Genomic DNA, 25,456 nt, shown 5'->3' with positions numbered 1-25,456 from the left:
CGGAAATGTATCTATATCTACTGCATTAGATGATGAAAACTGGGATTATATCAGTTTCCAGCAAGTAAGTTCAAACTCCGGTAAGTATGATACTTTTGTTGAAGACTTACCTGCATTGTATGAATATGTTGATGCCCGTATTGAGGATGAAAATGTGAAGTACCTACTACATCAGACATGGGCTTATGCAGAGAATTCCACACACTCAGGCTTTACCAATTATGGCCGTGATCAGCTAACTATGTATGAAGCCATAGTAGACGCTTACGATCAGGCACAGGATCTAATACCTACTTATAAAATTGTGCCTGCTAGTAGTACAGCAATACAAAATGCCAGAACCAGCTATTTGGGAGATAATTTTACCCGCGATGGATATCATTTGAATGAAATTGGGAGATATACTGCCGCAAGTGCCTGGTTTGAAATTCTATTTGAACAAAGTGTTGTTGGCAATACCTACAGGCCGGAAGCATTTACCCCTATAGCTGTTGAAATTGCCCAGCGTGCAGCTCATGAGGCAGTTCAATCTCCAAACGAGCTTACTGTTCTAACAGATTATCAAAACGCCGGAGGCAGTGGTATTCTTACTGAAGAAGTCAAAATCAACTTTGGAAATGCTTCTACTACGGCAGGATGGAATACGCTAAGCAGTTTTCTTGAAGGTGCAACCGTACCTAACTTAACTTATGGAGATGGTGAATTTACAGGTATTGAATTAAGTGTAGCAAGTCGTTTTAATGGAATTAATACGAATGGAGAAACACTAACAAATACATCAATGGATTTATCTGCAGATGTATCCGGAAATTCATTCTTCGGAAATTCAAAACTACCATTTTCCCAAATGCTCATAGTAAAAGGAGTAATTAAATTAACAGGTTTTGAAGGAGACGGTACCTATGATCTATGTTTCTTCGGATCGCGAACTGCTACTGATAATAGGGAGACACAATATACTGTTATTGGAGAGAGTACAGCTTCTGCAGCTCTCAATGCGGCGAGCAATACAGAAAATACCGCTTGTGTTACGGGAGTGAAAGCAGATAGTAATGGGGTGATTACTATCGAAGTCACTTCAGGGCCTAACAATTCTAACGATAATGGTTTTTTCTATATAAATGCTATGACCATCAGTCCGGAATAGTTTTTATAATTTTTAAATTTTATAGAAACCGTCCGGAATTTAATTCAAGACGGTTTCTGTCTTTTTGGGAGAAAAAATTGGAAGGGAAAATTTTAATTTAATATTAAATCCAGGACTTATGAAGTATTTATTCTTGCCGCTATTCTTGATGATCCATTTATCCTCCAATTGCCAGGAACAGAAAATTAGTTATGCTAGTGTGGTAAAAAAACTAACCGACCTTAAAGCCCTGGCCGAACTACCTGAACCCGGAGAAGCCAGCTCCATGTGGTCCAGCTATGATCGAAAAAGTAAAATTGATCCCGCAACAGGAGAATTTAAAGAGTGGGAAGCAAATGATGACGGATTTACACCGCAATACATTCGTAAAGAGGGAGAACAGGAAGTTCTGGCCGAAATGGAAGGCCCCGGTGCTATCGTTCGCATTTGGTCCGCCAGCCCACGTGAAGGAAAGGTGAAGATCTACATAGACGGTAATGAGGAACCGTAATTTCTTTGCCGTTTATAGAATATTTTAAACCAACTATTCCCGCATTTAATTTTCCTCAACTCGTTTACGAAACGAACGCCCGGGGATTTAATAACTATGTGCCCATTACTTATCAAAAATCATTGAAAATTGTTGCAGATCCAGGGTGGGGACAATACTACCATTTTAATTACATAAGTTTTCCTAAAGGAATTCAAGTAGAGAAGTTTGATCCTGAAATGAGTGAAAATAACCTCAAAGCTTTACAGGAAGTAAATAATTTGTTTGAAAGCAGGATGGGAGAATATCCTTACGATCTTTCTGTAACGACAGAAAACAAAATTTTAAGAATAGCTCCCGGCGAAGAGAAAATCTTTTTTCAAACTGAAGATGCCGGGGCAGTCTCTTCATTGAAGGTAAAACTGAAAATAGGGGATAAGAAGAAGATGGCAGAAATTCTTCGGAAGTTGTTGCTTACAATAAAGTGGGATGGAGAAGAAGAACCTTCGGTTTGGTCACCATTAGGTGATTTCTTCGGAACCTCTCCCGGATGGAATGAATACAGAACCTTTCCTATGGGGATGACTGAGGAATGGATGTATAGCTATTGGTATATGCCCTTTAAAGATGGGGCAGAAATAGCAGTAAAGAATGATTTTAATGAGGAGGTTCAAATAGAAATAGAGCTGAAGCATGAAGAACTGGGAGTAGAGGTAGAAGATCTTGCAAGATTTCATGCCAAATGGCACAGGGACCTATCGCCTTTAGAAGAATCTCGCTGGCCGGACTGGACACTTCTGGAGACCATGGGAAAGGGCAGGTTCGTGGGAACACATTTACTGGTATGGAACCCGAAAGGTGGTAGTTGTAGTGCAGCGGGTCCAGGCCACCATTGGTGGGGAGAAGGAGATGAGAAGTTTTTTGTAGATGGAGAAACCTTCCCTTCAACTTTTGGTACGGGGACTGAAGATTACTTTGGCTATGCCTGGTGTGATCCTTCAAAATTTGAGCACGCCTTTCACAGCCAAACTCAGGATAATGACAATATGGGATATCAGCCAATGAACTAGGTGGCATATTATTGACAATATTCCCTTTCAGGAGTCATTTGATGGATATATAGAAAAGTATTTTCCGAATCACTGGCCCACCCAATATTCAGTAGTAGTATACTGGTATCTTAACCCTGAAGGGAATGATAATATTCCTGAAACCCCTGTAGAGGAGCGGTTTGGATACGAGATTCCTTATAACGTGTTCAGGGAAAAAGGTGTTGTGGAAGGAGAATCTTTGGAAATAAAACATTCTTCGGGAGGCTGGGTTTCTCCAGATGTTTGGGCGCATGAAAGTCTTTATGAGGAAGTTAGCGGTCATAAAGTTATGATATGGCATGCACCCCGGGAGCCAAATGATGAACTGCAGCTTAATTTTGTGTGGCCTGAGGCTGGTACTTATAAGGTTAAAATAAATAAGGTGCTAACAAAAGAAGGAGGAAAATTTCAAATTTATTTAAATGAGGAGTTAGGAGAGATGCTGGATTTTAGCTCCGGTGAGGTTGAAAACGCTACAGAAAAGCAAAAACTTGGAACCGTTCAATTAAAACCCGGGCCTCAACAGCTCAGGCTCCAATGGGCAGGTGAAAAAGGTGAAGGAGGGGAAATGCGGCTGGATTATTTAAAGTTTGCAAAAATAGACTAAACAATATTATTTTATAATAATCACTTCATTAATAAAGAGTATGAAAATTATTAATTTCAAAATAATTCTTCTTTTGTTTTTTATCATTCTAAGTACTTCTTGCAATGAGGGAAAGGAAAAGGAAAAGCAGGAGGAGCCAAAAAGGCCAAATATAGTTTTCATAATGACCGATGATCACGCCGCCCAGGCTATCAGTGCGTATGGTCACCCTATCAGTCAGTTGGCTCCTACTCCTAATATCGATCGCATTGCCGAAAACGGAGCGAGGTTTAAAACAAACTTTAATACCAACTCCATTTGCGGGCCAAGTCGCGCTGTTATTCTTACAGGAAAACACAGCCATTTAAATGGCTTTAGGATGAATGGAGAAGTGTTTGATGGATCACAGCCTACTTTACCTAAGTATCTCAAAGAGGTGGGATATAAAACTGCACTCTTCGGAAAATGGCATCTGCATGGACTTCCTGAAGGATTTGATGAATGGAATATCCTGGTGGACCAGGGAAACTATTATAATCCTGATTTTATAAAAGGAAAAGATACTACCAGGATTGAAGGTTATGCTACAGATATAGTAACCGAAATGGGACTGGAATGGCTTAAGAATAATGCGGGGGGAGAGGAGCCTTTCCTTTTAATGGTCCAACATAAAGCCCCGCATCGTAACTGGATGCTTAGCTTTGAGACATCTTAATTTATACGACACAGTGCAGTTCCCGTTACCCGATACTTATTTTGCAGATCATAAGGGCTCAATAGCGTCACAGGAACAATTGCAAACGATCTATGAAGATATGTATGAAGGTCATGATCTCAAAATGAGCGTAAAAAAGGGAAGTGATTCGCTGGCGCACAACCCCTGGACGACTGACTTTGAACGTATGACTACGGAACAGAGAAGGATTTGGAATGATGCTTACCGCCCAAAAAATGATGCCTTTCACGAATCAAATCTAAAAGGAAAGGAACTTGCAGAATGGAAAGGACAGCGATATTTACAGGATTATCTGGCAACAGTAGCCTCTGTAGATGAAGGAGTGGGAAAAATTCTGGATTATCTGGAAGAAAACGGCCTTGCTGAAAATACTATATTTATATACACTACAGATCAGGGATTTTATCTGGGTGAAAAAGGCTTTTTTGATAAGCGTTTTATGTATGAAGAATCTCTGGCAATGCCACTGCTTGTGCAATATCCTAAGGAAATTCCTGCCGGGTCCGAGGTTAATGAGCTAACTCAGAATCTGGATTTTGCTCCTACATTTTTGGATTATGCGGGAGCAGAAATTCCGGCTGACATGCAGGGAAAATCTTTAAGAAATCTCCTAAAACAAGAGCGACAGGGAGAGGATTTCAGAAATGCTATCTACTATCATTATTATGATTTCCCCGCTTTTCATATGGTGAAAAGACATTACGGGGTGAGGACCAGGAGATATAAGCTAATGCATTTTTATGATGACATTGATCAGTGGGAAATGTATGATTTGCAGAAAGATCCGCAGGAGATAAAGAATATTTATGATGATCCTGCTTACACTGAAGTCAGACAGGAGATGCATGAAAATTTAAAAGCTCTTCAGAAACAATATCAGATTACTAATAAAGAATTTGAGCAGACTCCCCCGGAAAGGGTTGAAAGGGCGTACAGAAACTTTGCTAAACTCGCAGATGAAGATGTGAGGAATTATGAAGGTTATGTTAGGAAATATGGTTCTGGCAAGGTTCCAAAAAATGTGGAGTGACAGGTTTGGTACCTACTTGAAGGTATTACCGTTTTAATTGATAGTTCTTTCAAAAATGTGTGGGAATAGAAATTAATCTATTCCATAATAAGCAGGAAAGGCTGGGTCCAGGCAACTTCTACATCTCCTTCTCTATAAGGGTTCTTCTTTGGTTTAGTAGAAACGATTTTGGCTCTTACAAATAAATAGTTTTCAGGAAGTTTAAATTCAGCTTCGTTGCCTGAAACGGTTTTTAAAATTTCACTTTGAGCTTTGTCATTGTGAGCTGCAATAAACTGAGTCTGGTAAGAAACACCATCTTCAGCTTTAATTTTTACAGATAAGGTGTTCTTCTTAAACGAAACCTTATCCAGTTATACTCCGGTTGTTGAGTAGAAATCTCCTGCTTCCATGCTCTTAATGAGAGAGTGAGGATGTAGTTTATCGGCTATCACCATTACCCAGCCACGGCTAAGCATTACTGTACTTGCTCCCAAACTTATGATAATGATGGCTGTCATCTGTAGCTAATCCAAACATAATTGGTTTGCTTGTGTTGATGTAGGCGATGTTCACCTGATCCCACATTTCCTCGGTACTACTATGAATGCTGTCGCCGTAGTTATTGACATAGGGATGTCCGTTGTAAACTTCAAAAAATCTCTCCCCATTAACCTGCATAATATCTTCGGCAGTAATAGCGTAGGTGAAGTTAGGGTGGTTGAGGTGCTGCATTATGGGTTCTCCGGTTTTTTCTCCCTGCTCCTTTATTGCGTCTAGATTATTTTATATTAACTCCACGATTGTCTTTCCGGCACGAGGTTCAATTAATTCTTGAATGTTTATGGCCCCCATATGAACAGCTTTGTCATCCAGATACGCCGTAACCTCTTCAGCTCTGAAGATCATAAATTTCTCTTCCTCTTCAAACAGCGGCCGAAATTCAGCAAGAGTTTTGAGTTTTATGAGTTCCCAGGGAGTCTTTTCTGTACTCTACCCATTCTTCTCCATACTTCTCGAGATATTCAGCAAAAGCTTCCTGATAAATTGTATCCCGGGGTATGGTTTTCCATTTCTCACCTGCAATAATGTTATGGTCTGACCGGGCCACGAAGTCATAATCATGGTCCTTGTACCATTCCATGATCATTTCCGGAAATTCGTCTCCGTCACTCCAGTAGGAATGAGTGTGGAGGTTTCCTTTGTAGTATTTTTCCTGGGATTTGCAACTGTAAAAGCTTATCAAAGTCAGAAGGAGAAAAAGTATTTTTTGATTCCGGATGTCGATTTTCATCAGTAGCTCTTTAGTGTTAATCTCAAATCCATTAGGGAGGAACTATTTTTATCTTCCGTTCAGGTAGTATTAAGGAATAAAATGCATTACTCCTTTTTAAAGTTTAATCCTCTTTCTGGAATATATTCTATAATGCACTCCTCTTTTTGCCATTTTATAAATGCAATATCAGGATCCTCAATAGTGCCAGGTTTTAAAGAGATTTCTCTCCTTTGAAGTAATTGGTTAAATTCATCTACCTTGTAGGAAATCGCAGTTTTAGATATTATCTTATCTCTTATCATTACTTCATAATCCTCACCATATGTATCGATCATCTTTCTGTAAAAAAGAAGTTTATTGGGTACCTGAAAAGTTAGAAGTATCGACTTAATTAATTTGCCGGAATATGTACGGATACCAATATGATAAAGAGACATACCTAAAAACAGAATTTTGGGATCTGATATTAAATAGCTGTTATCATCTAACTCGTTTGCGGCAGAACCCAAGAAAGATGCCTTATAAATGTTTTCTCCTAATAAAGATTTAATATTAACTTCCTGCACTTTAATATAAGTATAATCTAAAGGTAATGAATCATTAATGTATTTTTTAATGAAATTACTTCTCACAGGCAAGTTCTCTATTTCGATGAATACATTGTTAGAAAATTATTTCATTACTTCTACCTGAAGTTTTTCGCGGTCGAGGAAAGCGACGCTAAAAAAATCAAAAATTTCAGTAAAATATTTTACTAAGCATTCCGGAATGTTCATGTTTCCCACCTTCAAAGCTAAATAACAGGTAGGAAGTATCAAGCTCCTTCAGCCTTTGGGTAATTGTCCTGGAACCATCTAAAAATAAATATCCGGGTTGGTCCCTGTCACACCAATGGTGTGGTCCTGTTGCGTATGGTACCAAATTGTCTTCAGTCCCGTGAAAAAAGACTCCCGGTACTGCATTTTCTTCGGTTATATAACGGGCATCAACAATAGCACCTGCAAGGGAAAACACCCCGGCAAAGTGAACATTGTCATATTTTTTAAGATCAGGAAACATCAGGCGTTCATTATAAACAGCAATTAAAACAGCTTCGGCTCCTGCGCTGCTTCCGCCTACAATTACGTTAGAAGTATCAATTTTGTACTTCTCTTTGTTCTTCAGCATAAAATGGACTGCGTCCATAAAATCTTCAGCAGCCAACCGGAAAGTTTTTATTTTTCCTTCAGCTTCATAATCACAACTAAAAGATTCTCCTTTACGGGTGAGGCGATAAGAGATTGAAACCGCTACATAACCTTTTTGTGCTGCGGCTTTGGCAAAATTTACTTCTCCTTCATTGGTACGGGTACCTCCTGCAAAGCCCCCGCCGTGCATGAAGATGATGAGAGGCCGGGATGCTGCTTCGTCTTTTAAAGGCTGGTAAACGTCCAGTTGCAGAGCCTCGCCATCTTTAGTTGCATAAGTTTCTGTAGTAGCAGGACCTACTTTAAAAAGATTATTTACAAATCGCTCCTGTGCCTGTGTGGCAAAGGAAAAAAGAAAGATAGAACAATACAGGAGGTACTTATGCATCAATAAAATGTTTGGTTCTTAAAGATACGGCTTTTCACTTTTTTTCTGAAACACCTGCCGCTAAAGTTCTGCGGATCATGTAAAGGCCATCCTTATTTTGAGAAAATATTACTTTATAGATGAGAGAACTCGGTGAAAAAGTATGGGAAAGGGAAAAATTTCAGAAAAAAAATTTTAGCGGGGCAACCTTTTGTAAATTTCACGCGTCTATGTAAGTAGAAGGTCTAAAGAACTTTTTGTGAAAGTCATTCATCTTTTTAAAAACGAATCTCAGTTGATCGCCAGGGCTATAAATAATAACCGGGCATCTCAACAGCGATTGTACGAAATGTATTCGGGAAAGATGTTAAGTGTGTGCAGGATGTATATTAAAGATCTTCATCACGCAGAAGAAGTTATGCTCAACGGATTTTTTAAAGTTTTCTCTCATTTGAAGGATTTTAAACATGAGGGAAGTTTTGAAGGCTGGATAAGAAGAATTATGATAAGAGAGTCTATTTCTTTTTTAAGGAGCAGAAAAACACTGGATTTTAAAGATGATGGTTTAGAAACCTATTCCGGTAGTTCAAATGATATCCAGTCAAAAATGGATGTAGAAGAGATACAGCAGCTAATAGATGCGTTACCGGAAGGATACAGGCTGGTGTTCGTAATGTTTGCAGTAGAAGGATATAAACATAACGAAATAGCCGAAATACTTGGAATAACAGAAGGCACCTCTAAATCTCAGCTATTTAAAGCGAGGAAAATATTACAGGAACAGCTTTCAACAAAATTTGAAGGTTATGGAACAACATAAATTTGAAGAACAAATAGGCTTAGCAGTTAAAAGACAGGGAAATTAAACCTTCGGCCGATGCCTGGAATAAACTTAATGAGCGCCTGGAAAAGGAGGATAAGAAATCCAAATCTTACTATTGGATTGCAGGAATCGCAGCTTCTTTTGCTGCGGGGATATTGCTCCTAAGCCTTGTATTTAATAATAACAGTATTGAGAACACACCTGCAGTTGTGGATACGCTCAGTAGAATTTTTAGAACAAGAAAATGAAGACAATGCTTTAGAAATAAAAGAGAATAAGGAGGTTATTAATAATTCCAATCTTGATCAAATAGCCGCTGAAGAAGTTAATGAGCCACCGACTAAAAAAACTGAAAAATCGAATACTGCTCCGGTTGTTTCTAAGAATAGTGAAGAACAAATAGCTGCCATAGAAGATGTAGAGATTCAGAAAGAAGTAAAAAAGGAAATATCTACTGCTGAAACTGAAATTCTTCCGCAGCGATTAGAAGAAGTTATAGCTGAAGTTTCTTCAGAAGTAAATTCTCATGGAGACATGACAGAAGCTGAAGTGGATGCCCTGCTCTACAAGGCTGCGGCTGAAATAAGTTTGCAGCGGGAAAGGGAAAGCTTTTCACGCAATGTAGATGCCACCGCGCTTTTAATGGAGGTAGAAATGGACCTGGAGCAGGGTTTCCGGGAGAAAGTCTTTGATATTCTTAAAGAAGGTTATTTAAAAGCCAGAACAGCAGTTGCCAACAGGAATTTTTAAAATCAATAATAATCATTAATCAAAATTAATCATCAACCTGTCTTGCACCTGCCTCTCATCGGGGGCAGGGACCGGACAAAAAAAATCGAATCAAATGAAAACAATTACCATTTACCTTAGTATTTTTATTATGAGCCTGGGAATGCAGCTAGTACAGGCGCAGGAAACAGAAGTTCCCCAGGAAATAATTAAACTCCAGGAGAAAAGAGAGCAGGTCATAGCAGAAGAAAAAGCTGCTCTTAAAAAAGAGGTGGAAAGCATAAACACCCGCCTCGAGGCACGTGAAATTTCTACAGATGAAGCTACACGCTTAAAAGAAGAGGCAGCAAAAAAACACGCCTTAAATATAGAGAACAGGCTGGCAATCATTGAAAATGAAATAGAGTGGCTTTCAATAAATGAAGACGGAAATTTTAAGAGTAGAGAAGAAAGTACACACTTTAGCTGGGGAAAGAAAAAAGACCGCTACCGCCACAGCGGTAACCGCACAAGCTCTCAATTAGTCATAGCTGCAGGTCTTAATAATGTCATCCAGGAAGGTGTGTCTCTTGATGATTCTGATTTTCAGCTTGGAGGAAGTAGGTTTTTTGAACTGGGAGTTGCCTGGAGAACAAGAGTCTTTAATAACTCAAATTGGCTAAGGCTTAGATACGGGATTTCGTTTCAGTTCAATGGATTGAAACCTACAGATAACCGATATTTTGTAGAAAATGAAGATCTTACAGTGCTTGAGGAATATCCGCTGGAACTTGATAAATCTAAATTTAGAATGGACAATCTGGTATTTCCTTTACATTTCGAATTTGGTCCTTCCTATAGTGAAAAAACAGATTGGGGAAGATGGTTTTCTTCAGAAGATAAATTCAGGATAGGACTTGGGGGGTATGCTTAGCTTAAATATCGGAGAAAGACAAAAGCTGAAATATAAAGACGACGGTGAGAAGGTGAAGCGCAAACTCAAAGGAGATTACAATACTAACGATATAATTTATGGATTGAGCGCTTACATTGGCTGGGGAGATACAACCTTGTATGCAAAATATGATCTAAATCCCCTTTTTGACGAACCTAATGTGGAGTTGAATAATGTTTCTCTGGGGCTTAGGTTCGATCTTGATTAGAAGGGATTTATAATAAAACTTCAAAACCACCCGGCAACTATGGCGCAGGTTTTGATATTAATATTATAACAATCTGCTAAGTTGTTGAAGAGGATAGTTTTCATTCATTGGAAATTGTCCTCTTTTTTTTATCACTACATTTGATTCTCTTTAATATTCCACAAGATTTTGATTTCTAAAAACACCATAGACCAGGTCTTTGAAACCGCAAGGGTAGAGGAGGTGCTTGGCGATTTTGTTCAGTTGAAAAGATCAGGTACTAACCTTAAGGGTCTCAGTCCTTTTACTGAGGAACGTACTCCCAGCTTTATGGTATCTCCTATAAAGCAAATCTGGAAAGATTTTTCAAGTGGAAAAGGAGGGAATGTGGTGGCCTTTCTTATGGAGCATGAACATTTTACCTATCCCGAAGCTATTAAATACCTCGCTAAAAGATATAATATTGAAATAGAGGAAACAGAGCAAAGCGACGAGCAAAAACAGCAGGCAGATGAGAAGGAAAGTATGTACCTCGTATCTGAATTCGCCAGTAAATATTTTCAAAAAACCTTGTTGAAGACAGAGCAGGGAAAGGCTATTGGCTTGAGTTATTTTAAGGAAAGAGGATTTACAGCAGAGACTATAGATAAATTTGGCCTTGGGTATTGCCTCGATGATTGGGATGCTTTTACAAAAGAAGCGCTTGGCAAGGGTTATCAACTGGAGTATCTGGAAAAAACAGGTCTTACAATTGTAAAGGGCGAAAAGCAGTTTGATCGTTTCAAAGGCAGAGTAATGTTTCCAATACATTCAATGTCTGGCCGTGTTCTTGGTTTCGGCGGAAGGATCTTAACAAATGACAAGAAAGCGGCCAAATACTTAAACTCACCGGAAAGCGAAATTTACCATAAGAGCAAAGTTCTCTACGGAATCTACTACGCAAAACAAGCTATTGCCAAAGAAGATAATTGCTATATGGTTGAAGGATATACTGATGTTATTCAATTTCACCAAAGCGGAATAGAGAATGTTGTTTCTTCCTCGGGAACTTCCCTTACTTCTGAACAGATCCGGCTTATAAACAGGCTCACGAAGAATATTACTGTTCTTTTTGACGGGGATGCGGCAGGAATGAGAGCTTCTATCAGAGGAATTGATCTCATTCTGGAGCAGGGGATGAATGTGAAGGTATGTGTATTTCCAGATGGCGAAGATCCCGATAGCTTTGCAAGAAAAAATTCCACTCTTGAACTTCAGGAATATCTGCAGGAAAACTCCAAGGATTTTATAGAGTTCAAAGCGTCTCTCTTATATCAGGACGCCAAGAATGATCCTGTAAAAAGAGCGAATCTCATCCACGATATGGTCTCTAGTATTGCGAAGATCCCAAACCAGATCCAACAGGAAGTATATATCCAGGAATGCTCCAGGATAATGGACATTTCTGAAGATGTATTATTCTCGACCCTGTCCCAGATCCTTGCAAAAGAAGGAAAATCTGCTCCATCAAAACCTTCCGGTAAAAAAACAATGGATGTAGTGAGGGATACTGCTCCTGCTACGCCAAGGGTGGATGAGCTTTTTATATTAGAACGTAAGATCATAAGTATCCTAATGCTCTACGGCACTGCAGAAGAAGAATTTGAAGATCTTGTGCTTAAGGAAAACGAAAAAGGAGAACTGGTACTTGAGCCGGAAGTACAAAAGGCAAAGGTTTTTGAGAAAATTTTCCTGGATCTTCAGGAAGATGAGGTAGCGTTTACCAATGACAATTTCAGGGAATTGTATAACAGGATCATCAGCTTAGTTAAATGAGGAGGGAGAGGTGAGCATGGATAAGTTTGTAAACCAGCTGGAGCCGGAACTCGCTGCCGAAGTAACGACTTTGCTTATGGAAGAGGAGCAGTACAGATTACACGAATGGGACAGGATGAACATCATGGTGAAATCTAAAGATGTAACTATCTCCCGACTCGTGAGTGAAACTATCCTTGCTTTACGACGCTTTTTGATAAGCAAAAAAATTGACGAACTTTCCCGTGAAATAAAAGAGAAAGAAGAGGAAGATTCGAAACAAACGATCGAGGATATCATGGATTACCTGAATCTTAAAAAGATCCTTTCCAATAAACTTAACAGGGTTATGTAGTACGTAACTGCAGCAGTCTGGTCTGGTGAATTAGGTCAGCCAGGTTATCTACCTTTAATTTTTTAAGTAACCTTGTTTTATAGGTGCTCACAGTTTTTTCATTTATATCCAAAGCCTCAGCTATTTCTTTATTTCTCTTACCTGTAGCAAGCATATTTAAAACTTCAGCTTCCCTGGTAGAAAGTTTTTTGAATTTAGAAATTAGCCCATTGCCGTGAGAAACGCCTGAGTTAATTTTCTCGGTAATATTCTTGTTCAGGTAAATTCCACCGCGGGCGACCTGTTGTATAGCCTGTTGAAGATTTTCTGTAGAGACCGTTTTTGAAAGGTAGCCGGAGGCTCCTGCTTTTATTGCGCTTATGGCATACATTTCCTCGGGATGACAACTAAAAATAAGCATTTTAGTGCCGGGGAATTGCGTTTTTATCGTACGCAAGGCTGTTATCCCATTGATTTCCGGAAGATCGATTTCCATTACCAGTACATCGGGAATTTTATTTTTAAGAAATTTGAAAAGTTCCTGTGCGCTGGTAACATTGCCTATTACCTCAAGATCGTCATTTTGACTCAATAAAGAAGTGATGCCCACTCTCGTAATTGGATGGTGGTCTGCTAATAGTATTGTACTCATAAAGCCTCATTAACACTAAAAATCACAGTAGGTAGGGCAATGCAATTTAGTATGGTTAGTAAATTGAATAACCTAAATTAAATGATAAAAACTGCAATTCTAATGCTCGTAGGAAATATTCGTTAAAAGGCTTCCTTTTTAAGATGAACGGGTATTTTACAAACAGGAATCGGATTTATTTTATGCAAATTAGCGGAATGGCGGCTCTTATATATTTTAAAAACTTCAGCTTTTCTTCCTTCAAAATCAGATAATACTTTACCCTCTTCACTTACTCTCATAGCCCATTCCAGTTCATCATAGCTGGCGCCCATTTGTTCCTCATCGCTGGGGCTATCTTCAAAGAGTCCATCGGTAGGTTTTGCCTCAATAATCTCAGGATTTAATTTAAGGTAACGTGCTATTTCATAAACCTCACTCTTCATCAAATCTGCAATGGGGCTAAGGTCCACTCCGCCATCTCCGTATTTGGTGAAAAATCCTACACCAAAATCCTCAACTTTATTTCCTGTACCTAGCTACCAAATAGCCATGTAATCCGGCGAAATAATAGAGGGTGGTCATACGCAACCGGGCCCGGGTATTAGCAAGGGAAAGGTCCAGGTTCGGGCTTTCAGAAGCTTGTGGTGCCGCTGTTTTGAACTCCTCAAAAACAGGAGTGAGATCAACTACCAGGTTACTCACATTTGCGAAATGCTCTTTTAAAAATTGAATATGTTTTTCTGCTCTGGAAACCTGGCTTGCCTGCTGGTGTATGGGCATTTCAACGCATAATGTTCTCATACCTGTTTTGGCACAAAGTGCAGAAACAACAGCAGAATCAATTCCACCACTTATTCCAAGAACAAAGCCATTAGTATTGGAATTGGTTGCATATTCTTTTAACCAGTCCACTATGTGGTTTACTACTTTTTCCGTTTGCATATTGTTTGGGTGTTTCAATTTGTAAGTAATACCTTTGCAAACAAATTTAGCATGAATAGATAATTAATAAAAGTGCCCTGCGTTAAAGGCTTCACAATAAATTCTAATGAATAGGAAACTATTATATTTTGTTCTTGCTGTCCTGCTTATTTCCTGTAATGAAGAGTCTAAAGTAGAAAAGGAAATAGAGAAGATAAACGTGGAATTTGATGTTATTAGGTTTGATAGAGAATTTGCAGATGTTAGTCCGCAGGAATTTCCAGCTTTAAAACAAAAGTACCCTTTTTTATTTCCTGAAAGATTTTCTGATAGCATTTGGATTGCCCGGATAAACGATACCATTCAGCAGGAGTTAAATACGGAAGTGGGAAAAGAATTTCCCGATTTTTCAGCTGAAGAAGATAAACTTCACAGCCTGTTTCAGCATATAGAATATTATTTTCCGCAGTTTCAACCTCCTACAGTGATTACTCTTACTTCAGAAGTAGATTACAGAAACAAGGTATTATTGGCCGAGCCTTATTTATTTATCTCTCTGGACACCTACCTGGGAGAAGATCATGGGTTTTATATTGGCATACAGGAATATCTCAAAAAGAATTTTCAAAGAAATCAAATCCTTCCCGATGTTGCTTAGGTGAATATGCTGAAAAATTTGTGCCCAAACCACAATCCAGGATGTTTTTGGAGCATATGATCTACTACGGAAAAATTCTCTACCTTAAAGACTTGTGGTTGCCGGAAGTAGATGATTCTGAGAAAATTGGATACACTTCCGAAGAGATTCAATGGGCGAAAGAAAATGAAGAGCAGGTATGGAGATACTTTGTAGAGAGAGAGTTGCTTTTCAGCAATGATACCGAACTGCAGTCAAGATTTTTATTCCCTGCACCTTTTTCAAAATTTTACCTGGAACTGGACAATGAAACCCCCGCAATGCTGGGGCATTATATAGGATGTCAAATGCTAAGGCAGTATAAAGACCGCACGGGTGCTGACTTGCAGAAAATTTTAAATGCCCCTGCAGAAGAAATATTTAAACAATCAAATTATAAACCGAGGAAATAATGGCAGAATTCAAAAAATCGGAAATCAATATAGAAGTTTTACTGGATGAGAATCGAGTGCCTGAGGCATTGTTTTGGAGTGCAGAAGATGGAGATGTATATAAAGAGGAAGCAAAAGCAATGTTGCTATCAATGTGGGACAGCAATGCGAAAGAGACTTTGCGTATTGATCTATGGACGAAGGACATGCCTGTAGATGAAATGAAAAAGTTTTTTCACCAAACTCTAGTTGCAATGAGTGACACTTTTAATCGCGCAACACAAGATGAAAAAATGACGGCTACCATGAAGGACTTCTGCGATTACTTTGCAGAAAAGATGGAACTTATAAAGAAGTAGTTATTCCTGAGGAAAAAATAGCTTCCAGTTTTCAGGACGTAAATGTTGAGCCATAAACTCTGTAGGGTATTCACCATTCCTTACTAAAATCTGCCCGCCAGGTTTAATTAGAGCAATGGAACCACAAAGACTTGGAGTTAGGAACATATTGCTTTTAAGAAAGTTTTTTAGGTCCTGGAAGTAGTATTCATCAGGCGAAGCAATATCATTTTTAAGAGGAATTCCTTCTTCAAAAAAGTGAAATACTATAACATTGTCGTATTCTTTTTCGATAGAAGTTTTCCATTCGGAAGTAAAAGACTTTCTTCGCTTTATCTGGGCTTTGTTCCAATTGTTAGGAAAGGATTCAGAGCACAGGTCATCTTTGTAGGTGTAGTCTAAAAGAAAAGTAGCATCATCTGGAAAGTTTCTGCCAGTAAGGATTTGTAACTTTTCCTTTAAGTCGGAGTATGTGGCGAAATGCCTGGAATAAATTGGACCTACCAATTTAGCTACTCTGCCACTGTCACTGGTGCCGTAGTCCCATCTTGTGAGGTTGTTTTCCTTGTTCCTCCACCTTTCCTGAAATTCATTTTCTTTTAATTTATTTCCGTATTCGTCAAGATAAATTTTCGGTTTTTGATGAAGTACTCGTGTACCGAGATCCTGTTGTGAGGAACATGAGACTATTAAAATGCTTATGGTTAAAAAGAAAAAATACTTCATAAAGGAGTGGGGGATGAGTTTAAAATCTTAATATAAAAAAATCCGGCTGTTTTGGCAGCCGGATTTGTATGAATTTATTCCGAAGAAATTTACCCGTTCATAGAGATCAGGAATTCTTCGTTGTTCTTCGTTTGTTTAAATCTTTCATTGATGAATTCCATTGCCTCAACAGGATTCATATCGGCAAGATACTTTCTCATCACCCACATTCTTTGTAGAGTTGCTTCATCAAGAAGAAGGTCATCGCGTCTTGTACTTGAGGAAGTAAGGTCAATCGCAGGGAAAATTCTACGGTTAGCGATTTTTCTATCCAATTGAAGTTCCATGTTACTGGTACCTTTAAATTCTTCAAAGATAACTTCGTCCATTTTTGAACCTGTATCAGTAAGTGCGGTTGCGATAATTGAAAGTGATCCTCCTCCTTCAATATTTCTCGCTGCTCCAAAGAAACGTTTGGGTTTGTGAAGCGCATTGGCATCAACACCACCACTCAACACCTTACCGCTGGCAGGTTGTACAGTGTTATATGCTCTGGCAAGCCGTGTAATAGAATCCAAAAGAATTACTACATCGTGCCCGCATTCTACCATTCTCTTTGCTTTTTCAAGAACAATATTTGCAACCCGAACGTGCTCGTGAGCTTCCCGGTCAAAGGTAGAAGCAACTACTTCGCCTTTCACGTGGCGTTGCATATCTGTCACCTCTTCAGGACGTTCATCAATAAGTAATATAATCTGGTAAACTTCAGGATGGTTTGCCGCAATTGCATTGGCAATATCCTTCAGCAACATTGTTTTACCCGTTTTAGGTTGGGAAACTATCATTCCTCTTTGTCCTTTTCCTATTGGAGAAAACAGGTCCATTACCCGGGTGGAGATGGTGCTTTGTCTATCAGCAATATTAAATTTTTCTTTAGGGAAGAGGGGAGTTAAGTGCTCAAAAGAAATACGATCTCTTACCACCTGTGGGTCCAGACCATTAATTTTTACGATCTTAATAAGAGGAAAATATTTTTCACCTTCTTTCGGCGGACGTATTTGTCCTAATACAGTATCTCCGGTTTTTAATCCGAAAAGACGAATTTGTGACTGGGAAACATATATATCATCAGGAGAAGAGAGGTAGTTGTAATCTGAAGATCTAAGGAAACCGTAGTTATCCTGCATGATGTCCAGCACTCCTTCACTTTCTATTATAGCGTCAAATTCATAATCGGGTTCGCGGTACCTGTTACGGTTGTCGCGGTTACCGTTGTTTTTGTTGCCGTTATCCTGTTGTTGTTGCTGTTTGTTACTGTTGCGATTATCTTTATTCCCGTCAGTAGGTTTATTGTTGCGGGAATCTTTATCGTGTTTATTTCCTCTGGAATCTTTATTAGAATCCTGCCGGGAATTGCGGTTGTCTTTTCCGGAATCTTTATTGGAATCAGATTTTCCTCTGTTGTCTCTGTTTGAGTCTTTACCGGAATCTGATTTCTCTCTGCGGTTATCTTTTTGATCAGATGTTCCCCGATTGTCCTTACGGTTGTCCCTGTTGTTGCGAGGCTGATCTTTTGCAGAATCATCTCCTTTTTTAGTAGGAGAATCTGAAGAAGAATCTTTTTGATTATCCTTCTGTTCATTTTCGGTAGAAGAGGAAGGATCTTCAGTCTTGCTATTATCTCTGGAGCCTTTATTGGACTCGTCATTTTTAGGCAGATCGTTAGAAGTGGATTTTTTTTGACCTCTTCTATCTGCTCCAGGTTTTCCTTTACTGCTTTTTTCTTCAGTAGTTTCTTTTGGAGTAGAATCAGAAGAAGATTCCTCGTTAAGAACTTCTTTTACCTTATTAGGGTTTGCTGCCTGATAGTCTAATATTTGATACACAAGGTCCAATTTCTTTTGGGTGCGAAACTTGGGTACATTTAAAGATTTAGCAATATCCTGAAGCTCAGGCAGCTTCTTAGCTTTTAATTCTGAAATTTCAAACATGAATTGTATTGAGAATAAGTTTGTAGTTGTTTTGTTGTAAAATTCCCGATGAAGAATCGAAGAAAAAATGAAGTCTTAAGTAACCTACATTGAATTGGTTACGAATTCTTATTGCAATAATACAACATTATTTTAAATTTTTGAACACCTTAAATAAAAAGAAACACTTATTTTTGTTGCCCAAATTGTGGTTTTACTATGATCCAGCGAATCCAGACTATATATTTATTAATTGCTTTTCTTTTAAGTGGAGTTCTAATATTTTTTGTTTCTTTGTGGAGCAATGAGGCCGGGCAGCTATTTACGTTGAAGATGTTCTTTTGGCCCTCGCCCTTTTTTTGGGATCGGCCGTGTTATCTTTGGTAACAATATTTTTATTCAAAAACAGAAAGCTTCAGTTTGTACTGGGGCGGGTCAATATATTATTAAACTTTATTTTGCTAGGAGTTTTCGTGTATTGGTTGCTAACTGTACCTGGAGAGATGCAAATCTCTGAGAAAGGTATTGGGATGTTTATTCCTGTTCTTTCTATCGTTTTTTTAGTGCTGGCCAATAAGGCCATAAAAAAGGATGAAGATCTCGTAAAATCTGCAGACCGATTTCGATAGCCTTAATTATCTTAGTGTTATTAGTGCGTAGAAAACCCAAAGTGAAAGCTTTGGGTTTTTTTTATTCCCCCCAAAGGGGGAGTTTTCATTCCCCTCCTCTGGAGAAGTGTCCGCAGGACGGGGTAAATTTTACTACCTTTTTAACTTCCAAACCTCCATCTTCCATTTTCCGACTTCCGACTTCCAACTCCCAACTTCCAACTTCCAACTTCCAACTTCCAACTTCCAACTTCCGACTTCCGACTTCCGACTTCCGACTTTCAACTTCCGACTTCCAGCTTCCAACTTCCATCTTCCATCTTCCAACTTCCAACTTCCAACTTCCGACTTCCAACTTCCGACTTCCAACATCCAACTTCCAACTTCCGACTTCCAACTTCCAACTTCCGACTTCCATCTTCCATCTTCCAACTTCCATCTTCCATCTTCCAACTTCCGACTTCCAACTTCTCTTGCCTCTTGAATCTTGCCTCTTGATTCTCGCCTCTTTTAAACCTTAAACTTCAAACCTTAGGACCTCAAACCTTCTTCCCCTTTTCTCCCAACTCAATTACTTCCAGATCGGTAATATCCTTTCCATTAACTTTAAATCTCAACATCGTACGTTTTTTATGAAAACCATAGACGCCTGCTGCGCCGGGGTTCATATGGAGTAATTTCAGGTTTTTGTCGTTCATCACTTTTAAGATATGAGAATGTCCAGAAATAAATAAGTTGGGAGTATTCGCCCTAATTTCCTCTTTGACTGCGGGAGAATATTTATTAGGATATCCCCCAATATGAGTAATCCACACATCTAATTCTTCGCATAAAAACCGCTGGTTTAAAGGAAATTCCTTTCTTACTTCGTGTCCGTCAATATTGCCGTATACAGCTTTAAAAGGCTTCACCTGTTTCAACTTTTCTGCCACTTCTATGTCTCCAATGTCTCCTGCATGCCACACTTCATCGGCTTCTCCCGCATAATGAAGAATGCGATCATCTATATAGCCATGCGTGTCACTCAACAATAGTATCTTTTTCATTTTAATTCTTTTTCAGTTTAAAAGTGCGCTGTATAGTCTTTCTCAACTGTGTTAAACAATCTCCCCGGAACATCCCGCTGTGGGTTATCAAGTTTGATGTATCTTTGCAGGTATTCTTTTAATCACATAAAAGTATCAATTTACATTGAGATATTTTTTGGAGCTGGCTTATAATGGGAAGGCTTATTTTGGATGGCAACGGCAGCCGAATGCAATTACGGTTCAGGAAAAACTGGAGAACGCCCTTTACACTATCCTGCAGGCTGAAACTCCTGTAGTTGGAGCGGGGCGAACAGATACAGGCGTTCATGCAACCCAATATTTCATTCATTTTGATACTGAAGAATTATTAGAAAAAGAAAATTTTATATATAAACTAAATTCTGTTCTACTTAGCAGATATAGCGATTTACCGCGTTTTTGCTGTATCTGCAGAAGCACATGCCCGGTTTGATGCCGTTAGCAGGAGCTACAGATATCAGGTTGTAAAGTATAAAGATCCGTTTCTTTATGAAACCGCTCATTATGTGAAAAATGAACTGGACATAGAGGAGATGAACCGGGCGGCAGAGATATTAAAACATTATAAGGATTTTAAGTGTTTTTCTAAATCTAAAACCGATGTAAAAACTTATAATTGTGAGATTAGAACTGCGGTTTGGCAGGAGGAGAATGACAGGCTTGTTTTTAATATTACTGCCGACAGATTTCTGAGGAATATGGTTAGAGCAATAGTTGGAACTTTACTGGAAATTGGACTGGGTAAAATGAAGGTGGAGGAATTACACACTATTATTAAGAGCAGAGACAGGCAAAATGCAGGAACCTCAGTTCCCGCAAAAGGATTATTTTTAACAGGAATAGAATACCCGGAATCGATCGTAAAGAAATAAATGGCTACAGGGACAGGAAATGCTTTTGATATGACCCTCTTCAGGAGGTTGCTTAAATATACCAACCCATACAAATGGACCTTCTATTTTGTGGCTGTTGCTGCTATTTTATTATCCTTTTTTGCTGTCGCACGGCCATACCTTCTACAAATAACCATAGATGACTCTATAGTTCCTCAGGATGGGGAAAACCTTGTTTACTATATCACATTAATGTTTGTGGCCCTTATCCTGGAAGTAATATTCCAGTTCCTGTTTATTTATTATGCCAACTGGCTTGGGCAGGAAGTGATAAGGGATCTCAGGGTGAACCTTTTCCAGCACATAGCTTCAGTTTAAGATGAAGTATTTCGATAAGTCGGCGGTGGGAAGGCTGGTCACCCGTGCGGTGAGTGATATTGAAACTATTGCCAGTATTTTTAGTGAAGGTTTATTTGTAATAGCCAGTGATCTTTTGAAAATGCTGGTCATTCTTGGTTTCATGTTCTATAACAGTTGGCAGCTCACTTTACTGGTTCTAACAGTAATGCCTTTCATTCTTTATGCCACCAGGGTCTTTCAGAAAAAAATGAAGATCGCTTTTGAGGATGTAAGAAATCAGGTAGCCAATCTCAATACTTTTGTACAGGAGCGAATTTCAGGAATGAAGATCGTGCAGCTTTTCACAAGAGAAAAGGTAGAGTATGAGAATTTTAGGGAGATAAACAACAAGCATAAAAAGGCGTGGGTAAGAACCGTGTGGTACAACTCGATTTTCTTTCCCATTGCAGAAATGTCAACTTCTATAACCATAGGTCTTATTGTATGGTATGGAGGTTTAAGAGTGGTTGAAAGCGATGCTTTAAGTCTTGGTATTATAATAATGTTCATTGAACTTGCCCAAATGCTCTTTAGGCCTCTAAGGCAGATTGCTGATAAGTTCAATACTCTGCAAATGGGTATGGTCGCTGCAAACAGGGTCTTCGGAATTTTAGATACTCAGGAAAGTATTGCCGATGTTGGAACCACTGAAATAGACCATCTAAAAGGAGAGATAGAATTTCGAGAGGTGCGGTTTGGTTATGATGAAGCTGAAGAAGTTTTAAAAGGAGTGTCTTTCAAAGCCAATGAAGGAGAAACCATAGCAATTGTAGGTGCTACCGGGGCAGGAAAAAGTACTGTAATTAATTTACTCAACAGGTTCTATGAAATCAACAGCGGTAAAATTATGGTTGACGGTATCGATATTAAAGACATCACCTTAAAAACTTTAAGAGCTGAAATAGCTGTGGTCCTGCAGAACGTTTTTCTTTTCGCCGATACAATCCTGAACAACATCACCCTTCACAATCCCAATGTTACTGAAGAAGATGTGATAAGTGCTGCAAAGGAGATTGGCGTTCACGAATTCATTTCCAGTTTGCCGAATGGCTACCATTATAATGTAAAGGAGAGGGGAGTAATGCTATCTTCGGGTCAACGGCAGCTTATTTCTTTCCTGCGGGCCTATGTGAGTAATCCCAGTATTCTTGTTTTGGACGAGGCTACTTCCTCGGTAGACTCTTACAGCGAACAATTGATCCAGGATGCGACCGATAAGATTACTGAAGGACGAACGTCAATAGTGATCGCGCACAGGCTGGCAACAATTAAAAAAGCAGATAAGATCCTCGTGATGGATGCCGGAAAAATTGTGGAAATGGGAACTCATAAGGAGTTGCTTAAACTTCAAAACGGGTATTACAAAAATCTATACGAAGTACAGTTTATGGCAGAAGAATCGGTCTAGGTAAGATCTTCTTTCAGTTTTGCGATAAGCTCTTCAGTATCTTCAAAAATCACGAATTCCGCATCCTTAATAAAGGATATTTGGCTAAGTTTCTTCACTCACTACCAGTGCGAGGGCATCAGTTTTCTCAGTAATTCCTACAGCTGCACGGTGCCTAAGCCCAAATCTTAGAGGAATGGTACGGTCGTTGGAAACTGGTAAAATTACTCTCGTTGCAGTTATTTTATTGTCCTCAATGATCATTGCGCCATCATGTAGGGGTCCGTTTTTGTGGAATATGGATTCGATGATGGGTTGGTTAAGTTCTATATTCATATTATCCCCGGTATTTTTCACGAAATCCAGGGCCATGCTTTTTTCAATGATAATTAGAGCTCCTGTAAAGTTGCGACCCATAGCTTCACAGGCTCCTACAATAGCATTGACATTGGTAGCTATTTGGGTGTCGTCTTTAACAAACCTTAATTGCCTGAAAAACTTTCGGCGTTGGGTAAAGTTCGTGGAACCTATCATAAGAAGAAATTTTCTTATCTCCTGTTGAAAAACCACAATGAGAGCAAACATTCCCACCCCTATAAATTCTCCCAAAACGCTGCTGAGCATTTCCATTTGCAGCAATTGGGTGAGTTTACCAATGAGATATATAATTACAATCCCAACAAAAATATTGACGGCAACCGTTCCTTTTACCAGTTTATACAGGTAGAACAGCAGTAGTGCTACAAATACAATGTCAACAATATCGAGGATGCGCAGGTTTAAAAAATCCAAATTTTAAGGCTTTGTGTAAATGTAGAAAAATATCTATTAGTTTTTTATTCTGGAGATCAATTCCACAGCTTCCATCGCTTCTTTCACATCGTGCACCCGCAGGATGGACGTTCCCTTTTGTAGGGCAACAGTATTTAAAACAGTTGTGCCGTTCAATGCTTTTTCCGGAGTGATATGCAGGGTTTTGTAAATGGTTGATTTCCTTGATAGGCCCGCCAGGATGGGCAAATCCAGAACCTGTAGTAGTTCCATATGTGAGAGAAGATTAAAATTTTGATCAGCGTTTTTTGAAAATCCAAACCCGGGATCTATTATGAGATCATTTATGCCAAGGCTACGGGCGGCTTTAACCTTTTCAGAAAAGTAATAGATCACCTCCTGTGGCAAATCATTATAGTCATTAAGAGTCTTCATTGTTTGAGGCGTACCTCTCATATGCATCATTATATAAGGTACCTGATGATTTGCTACCACCTGCATCATTTTAGCATCAAGATTGCTTACTGAAATATCATTTATCATGGCAGCTCCTGCTTCAATACTTTGACTTAGCTACTTCGGAACGAAACGTATCTACCGAAATTAGTGCCTCAGGAAAAGTTTTCAGAATAGCTTCTATTGCCGGAATGACTCTTTGCGCTTCTTCTTCAGCTGAAATATCCACGGCATCCGGCCTGCTGCTGTAGCCTCCAACATCTAAAAATGTAGCACCATCTTTCAGCATAACTTCAGCATTTTTCAGAAGGTTATCTATTGAGGAATTTCTGCTTTCGGAATAAAAGGAGTCTGGAGTAATATTAAGAATACCCATTACTACAGGTTTACGGAGATCAATAAGCTGGCCCTTGCAATTTATTCTCATGATGAATTGGGATGTGATTAAATTTTAGACAAAAAGTTTAACTTTGGCTATCTTTAGCCCTGATAAAGGATTCTTTAGCGGGGCTTGCCTCATTTTAATATTATATTCAATTTATAAACCGGAATTTTTTAAGTTCCCGTGTTTGTGACCGGAAATTTACGCAAATTTGACTACCTATATGAAGGATACTCCAAAACAGTACGATGCCGTAATAGAAGTTTGTCGTGATTTATTTGAGAAAAAGATGAAAGATTACGGGAGCGCGTGGAGGATCTTAAGACTTCCATCTCTTACAGACCAAATCTTTATTAAAGCTCAACGTATTAGAAGTTTGCAGGAGAATGAAGTGAGGAAAATAGCCGAAGATGAAAAACCTGAATTTATAGGGATCATCAATTATTCAGTAATGGCTCTTATTCAACTGGAATTAGGGGTTGCAAATCAGCCGGATCTTTTAATAAACCGGGTTTTGGAATTGTATGATCAAAAGATTGCACAAACAAAAGAGCTTATGGAGAACAAAAATCATGACTACGGGGAAGCCTGGAGGGATATGAGAATAAGTTCACTTACAGATTTGATTATCCAGAAGCTGCTGCGTGTAAAACAAATTGAAGACAATAAAGGAAAAACACTGGTAAGTGAAGGTATTGATGCCAATTACCAGGATATGATAAATTACGCCGTTTTTGCCATGATCCTTATGGAAGAAGCAGCAGCTTAATCTTTTTATATGAAAGTAGTAGTAGGAATTGCCCGGATCCTGGTAGGGATCCTTTTTATTATTTCCGGCTTTATTAAATTAAACGACCCACTGGGATTCTCGTACAAGCTACAGGAATATTTTAGCGCCCAGGTGCTCAATCTGGAATTCCTCATTCCTTTCTCACTGGTGTTAGCAATTGTCCTGGTTATCTTTGAGCTGGTATTGGGAATCATGTTACTTATAGGGTACCTGCCTAAATTTACGGTTTGGAGCCTGCTGTTAATGATCATCTTTTTTACCTTTCTTACCTTCTATTCAGCTTACTTTGAAAAGGTAAAGGACTGTGGCTGTTTTGGCGATGCTATCCCTTTAACTCCATGGGAATCATTTTACAAGGATTTAGTATTGCTGGTTCTTATTTTGATCCTGTTTTTTTACCGAAAGCTAATTACCCCTGTTCTTGCACCTAAGCATCCCATCGCTGGATAATTTTCCTG

General features: G+C 38.9%; 23 protein-coding genes and 8 pseudogenes. 18 read left to right on the top strand and 13 right to left on the bottom strand.

Annotation, left to right across the window (positions count from 1 at the left end; translation table 11 throughout):
* Positions 1-13 precede the first annotated feature (13 nt).
* The 5 genes and pseudogenes from LZ575_RS22530 to LZ575_RS10040 all read left to right on the top strand — a co-directional run bounded on the left by LZ575_RS22530 (position 14) and on the right by LZ575_RS10040 (position 5,059).
* Positions 14-1,147, top strand: coding sequence for a DUF4886 domain-containing protein (locus LZ575_RS22530; RefSeq protein WP_255702958.1), 1,134 nt, complete (start codon positions 14-16; stop codon positions 1,145-1,147).
* Positions 1,148-1,265: 118 nt separating this feature from the next.
* Entirely contained in the window at positions 1,266-1,637 is a 372-nt protein-coding gene (locus LZ575_RS10055) for a hypothetical protein (protein WP_235330502.1), read from the top strand.
* Positions 1,638-1,642: 5 nt separating this feature from the next.
* Entirely contained in the window at positions 1,643-2,686 is a 1,044-nt protein-coding gene (locus LZ575_RS22525) for a glycoside hydrolase family 172 protein (RefSeq protein WP_255702925.1), read from the top strand.
* 184 nt (positions 2,687-2,870) lie between these two features.
* Positions 2,871-3,314, top strand: a complete 444-nt coding sequence (locus tag LZ575_RS10045) for a hypothetical protein (protein WP_235330802.1) — start codon at positions 2,871-2,873, stop codon at positions 3,312-3,314.
* Positions 3,315-3,354: 40 nt separating this feature from the next.
* Positions 3,355-5,059, top strand: a pseudogene (locus LZ575_RS10040) (sulfatase).
* Between the two features lie 450 nt (positions 5,060-5,509).
* On the opposite strand, the gene LZ575_RS10035 reads toward LZ575_RS10040, so the two are convergent.
* The 5 genes from LZ575_RS10035 to LZ575_RS10020 all read right to left on the bottom strand — a co-directional run bounded on the left by LZ575_RS10035 (position 5,510) and on the right by LZ575_RS10020 (position 7,889).
* Positions 5,510-5,773, bottom strand: a complete 264-nt coding sequence (locus LZ575_RS10035; RefSeq protein ID WP_235330501.1) for a hypothetical protein — start codon at positions 5,771-5,773, stop codon at positions 5,510-5,512.
* Positions 5,774-5,824: 51 nt separating this feature from the next.
* Positions 5,825-5,947 (bottom strand): hypothetical protein, encoded by a 123-nt coding sequence (locus LZ575_RS22520; protein WP_255702924.1) that lies wholly within the window; start codon positions 5,945-5,947, stop codon positions 5,825-5,827.
* A gap of 34 nt (positions 5,948-5,981) precedes the next feature.
* Positions 5,982-6,332 (bottom strand): PHP domain-containing protein, encoded by a 351-nt coding sequence (locus tag LZ575_RS10030; RefSeq protein ID WP_235330500.1) that lies wholly within the window; start codon positions 6,330-6,332, stop codon positions 5,982-5,984.
* A gap of 86 nt (positions 6,333-6,418) precedes the next feature.
* A complete protein-coding gene (locus LZ575_RS10025; protein WP_235330499.1) occupies positions 6,419-6,946 on the bottom strand; it encodes a hypothetical protein in 528 nt (175 codons plus the stop codon).
* 106 nt (positions 6,947-7,052) lie between these two features.
* The gene (locus LZ575_RS10020; protein ID WP_235330498.1) at positions 7,053-7,889 is read right to left on the bottom strand and encodes an alpha/beta hydrolase; all 837 of its coding nucleotides are present in this window, start codon (positions 7,887-7,889) and stop codon (positions 7,053-7,055) included.
* Between the two features lie 238 nt (positions 7,890-8,127).
* Between LZ575_RS10020 and LZ575_RS10015 the strand changes: the two genes are divergently transcribed.
* The 5 genes and pseudogenes from LZ575_RS10015 to dnaG all read left to right on the top strand — a co-directional run bounded on the left by LZ575_RS10015 (position 8,128) and on the right by dnaG (position 12,690).
* Positions 8,128-8,688 (top strand): RNA polymerase sigma factor, encoded by a 561-nt coding sequence (locus LZ575_RS10015; RefSeq protein WP_235330497.1) that lies wholly within the window; start codon positions 8,128-8,130, stop codon positions 8,686-8,688.
* Between the two features lie 192 nt (positions 8,689-8,880).
* Positions 8,881-9,441, top strand: coding sequence for a hypothetical protein (locus tag LZ575_RS10010; RefSeq protein WP_235330496.1), 561 nt, complete (start codon positions 8,881-8,883; stop codon positions 9,439-9,441).
* Positions 9,442-9,535: 94 nt separating this feature from the next.
* Entirely contained in the window at positions 9,536-10,333 is a 798-nt protein-coding gene (locus LZ575_RS10005; protein WP_311196055.1) for a hypothetical protein, read from the top strand.
* Entirely contained in the window at positions 10,326-10,562 is a 237-nt protein-coding gene (locus LZ575_RS23545; RefSeq protein ID WP_311196054.1) for a hypothetical protein, read from the top strand. Before LZ575_RS10005 ends, LZ575_RS23545 begins: the two co-directional genes overlap by 8 nt.
* A gap of 168 nt (positions 10,563-10,730) precedes the next feature.
* Positions 10,731-12,690, top strand: a pseudogene (gene dnaG, locus LZ575_RS10000) (DNA primase).
* Here the strand turns inward: dnaG and LZ575_RS09995 are convergent.
* Together LZ575_RS09995 and nadE are read right to left on the bottom strand one after the other, a co-directional pair.
* Complete coding sequence (locus LZ575_RS09995) at positions 12,683-13,321, bottom strand: response regulator transcription factor (protein ID WP_235330495.1); 639 nt, start codon at positions 13,319-13,321, stop codon at positions 12,683-12,685. The pseudogene dnaG and the gene LZ575_RS09995 overlap by 8 nt on opposite strands.
* Positions 13,322-13,443: 122 nt before the next feature.
* A pseudogene (gene nadE, locus LZ575_RS09990) lies at positions 13,444-14,245 on the bottom strand (NAD(+) synthase).
* A 106-nt stretch (positions 14,246-14,351) separates the two neighbouring features.
* Here nadE and LZ575_RS23540 point away from each other — a divergent pair.
* The 3 genes from LZ575_RS23540 to gldC are packed head-to-tail and all read left to right on the top strand — an operon-like array spanning position 14,352 to position 15,651.
* The gene (locus LZ575_RS23540; RefSeq protein WP_311196053.1) at positions 14,352-14,882 is read left to right on the top strand and encodes a hypothetical protein; all 531 of its coding nucleotides are present in this window, start codon (positions 14,352-14,354) and stop codon (positions 14,880-14,882) included.
* Positions 14,883-14,902: 20 nt separating this feature from the next.
* On the top strand, positions 14,903-15,313 hold the full coding sequence (locus tag LZ575_RS23535) for a hypothetical protein (RefSeq protein WP_311196052.1): 411 nt from the start codon (positions 14,903-14,905) through the stop codon (positions 15,311-15,313).
* The gene (gene gldC / locus LZ575_RS09980) at positions 15,313-15,651 is read left to right on the top strand and encodes a gliding motility protein GldC (protein WP_235330494.1); all 339 of its coding nucleotides are present in this window, start codon (positions 15,313-15,315) and stop codon (positions 15,649-15,651) included. The genes LZ575_RS23535 and gldC overlap by 1 nt, the downstream gene beginning before the upstream one ends.
* Here gldC and LZ575_RS09975 read toward each other — a convergent pair whose 3' ends face one another.
* Together LZ575_RS09975 and rho are read right to left on the bottom strand one after the other, a co-directional pair.
* Positions 15,652-16,356: a hypothetical protein gene (locus LZ575_RS09975; protein WP_235330493.1), complete on the bottom strand. Its 705-nt coding sequence runs from the start codon at positions 16,354-16,356 to the stop codon at positions 15,652-15,654.
* Between the two features lie 89 nt (positions 16,357-16,445).
* Positions 16,446-18,326, bottom strand: a complete 1,881-nt coding sequence (gene rho, locus LZ575_RS09970; RefSeq protein ID WP_235330492.1) for a transcription termination factor Rho — start codon at positions 18,324-18,326, stop codon at positions 16,446-16,448.
* A gap of 198 nt (positions 18,327-18,524) precedes the next feature.
* Here rho and LZ575_RS09965 point away from each other — a divergent pair.
* Positions 18,525-18,934: pseudogene (locus LZ575_RS09965) on the top strand (DUF4293 domain-containing protein).
* Positions 18,935-19,019: 85 nt separating this feature from the next.
* Here the strand turns inward: LZ575_RS09965 and LZ575_RS09960 are convergent.
* Both LZ575_RS09960 and LZ575_RS09955 read right to left on the bottom strand, forming a co-directional pair.
* A complete protein-coding gene (locus tag LZ575_RS09960; RefSeq protein ID WP_235330491.1) occupies positions 19,020-19,352 on the bottom strand; it encodes a hypothetical protein in 333 nt (110 codons plus the stop codon).
* A 100-nt stretch (positions 19,353-19,452) separates the two neighbouring features.
* Positions 19,453-19,959 carry a metallophosphoesterase gene (locus tag LZ575_RS09955; protein WP_235330490.1) on the bottom strand — a complete coding sequence of 169 codons (507 nt, stop codon included), beginning with the start codon at positions 19,957-19,959 and terminating at the stop codon, positions 19,453-19,455.
* Between the two features lie 145 nt (positions 19,960-20,104).
* Between LZ575_RS09955 and truA the strand changes: the two are divergent.
* A pseudogene (gene truA / locus LZ575_RS09950) lies at positions 20,105-20,852 on the top strand (tRNA pseudouridine(38-40) synthase TruA).
* Positions 20,853-22,620, top strand: a pseudogene (locus LZ575_RS09945) (ABC transporter ATP-binding protein).
* Here LZ575_RS09945 and LZ575_RS09940 read toward each other — a convergent pair.
* Both LZ575_RS09940 and folP read right to left on the bottom strand, forming a co-directional pair.
* Positions 22,617-23,391 (bottom strand): annotated as a pseudogene (locus tag LZ575_RS09940) (diadenylate cyclase). The pseudogenes LZ575_RS09945 and LZ575_RS09940 sit on opposite strands and share 4 nt — an antisense overlap.
* A 36-nt stretch (positions 23,392-23,427) precedes the next feature.
* A pseudogene (folP, locus tag LZ575_RS09935) lies at positions 23,428-24,253 on the bottom strand (dihydropteroate synthase).
* A 178-nt stretch (positions 24,254-24,431) separates the two neighbouring features.
* On the opposite strand from folP, the gene LZ575_RS09930 reads away from it, so the two are divergent.
* Positions 24,432-24,977: a DUF1599 domain-containing protein gene (locus tag LZ575_RS09930; RefSeq protein WP_235330710.1), complete on the top strand. Its 546-nt coding sequence runs from the start codon at positions 24,432-24,434 to the stop codon at positions 24,975-24,977.
* Positions 24,978-24,986: 9 nt separating this feature from the next.
* The gene (locus LZ575_RS23530) at positions 24,987-25,448 is read left to right on the top strand and encodes a DoxX family protein (RefSeq protein WP_311196051.1); all 462 of its coding nucleotides are present in this window, start codon (positions 24,987-24,989) and stop codon (positions 25,446-25,448) included.
* Positions 25,449-25,456 lie beyond the last annotated feature (8 nt).

It is taken from the genome of Antarcticibacterium sp. 1MA-6-2 (assembly GCF_021535135.1).
GTDB lineage: Bacteria > Bacteroidota > Bacteroidia > Flavobacteriales > Flavobacteriaceae > Gillisia.
The sequence above is the reverse complement of the archived record's forward strand: the minus strand, read 5'-3'. Positions and strand labels throughout refer to the sequence as shown.

Coding starts and splice junctions, on each gene's coding strand:
- LZ575_RS10055 (WP_235330502.1), top strand. CDS start 1,266: ATGAAGTATTTATTCTTGCCGCTATTCTTGATGATCCATTTATCCTCC.
- rho (WP_235330492.1), bottom strand. CDS start 18,326: ATGTTTGAAATTTCAGAATTAAAAGCTAAGAAGCTGCCTGAGCTTCAG.
- LZ575_RS09930 (WP_235330710.1), top strand. CDS start 24,432: ATGAAGGATACTCCAAAACAGTACGATGCCGTAATAGAAGTTTGTCGT.
- LZ575_RS09960 (WP_235330491.1), bottom strand. CDS start 19,352: ATGGAAGTTGGAAGATGGAAGATGGAAGTCGGAAGTTGGAAGTTGGAA.
- gldC (WP_235330494.1), top strand. CDS start 15,313: ATGGCAGAATTCAAAAAATCGGAAATCAATATAGAAGTTTTACTGGAT.
- LZ575_RS09995 (WP_235330495.1), bottom strand. CDS start 13,321: ATGAGTACAATACTATTAGCAGACCACCATCCAATTACGAGAGTGGGC.
- LZ575_RS09975 (WP_235330493.1), bottom strand. CDS start 16,356: ATGAAGTATTTTTTCTTTTTAACCATAAGCATTTTAATAGTCTCATGT.
- LZ575_RS22520 (WP_255702924.1), bottom strand. CDS start 5,947: ATGATCTTCAGAGCTGAAGAGGTTACGGCGTATCTGGATGACAAAGCT.
- LZ575_RS23540 (WP_311196053.1), top strand. CDS start 14,352: ATGAATAGGAAACTATTATATTTTGTTCTTGCTGTCCTGCTTATTTCC.
- LZ575_RS23530 (WP_311196051.1), top strand. CDS start 24,987: ATGAAAGTAGTAGTAGGAATTGCCCGGATCCTGGTAGGGATCCTTTTT.
- LZ575_RS09955 (WP_235330490.1), bottom strand. CDS start 19,959: ATGAAAAAGATACTATTGTTGAGTGACACGCATGGCTATATAGATGAT.
- LZ575_RS10020 (WP_235330498.1), bottom strand. CDS start 7,889: ATGCATAAGTACCTCCTGTATTGTTCTATCTTTCTTTTTTCCTTTGCC.
- LZ575_RS10030 (WP_235330500.1), bottom strand. CDS start 6,332: ATGAAAATCGACATCCGGAATCAAAAAATACTTTTTCTCCTTCTGACT.
- LZ575_RS10005 (WP_311196055.1), top strand. CDS start 9,536: ATGAAAACAATTACCATTTACCTTAGTATTTTTATTATGAGCCTGGGA.
- LZ575_RS10035 (WP_235330501.1), bottom strand. CDS start 5,773: ATGCAGCACCTCAACCACCCTAACTTCACCTACGCTATTACTGCCGAA.
- LZ575_RS23545 (WP_311196054.1), top strand. CDS start 10,326: ATGCTTAGCTTAAATATCGGAGAAAGACAAAAGCTGAAATATAAAGAC.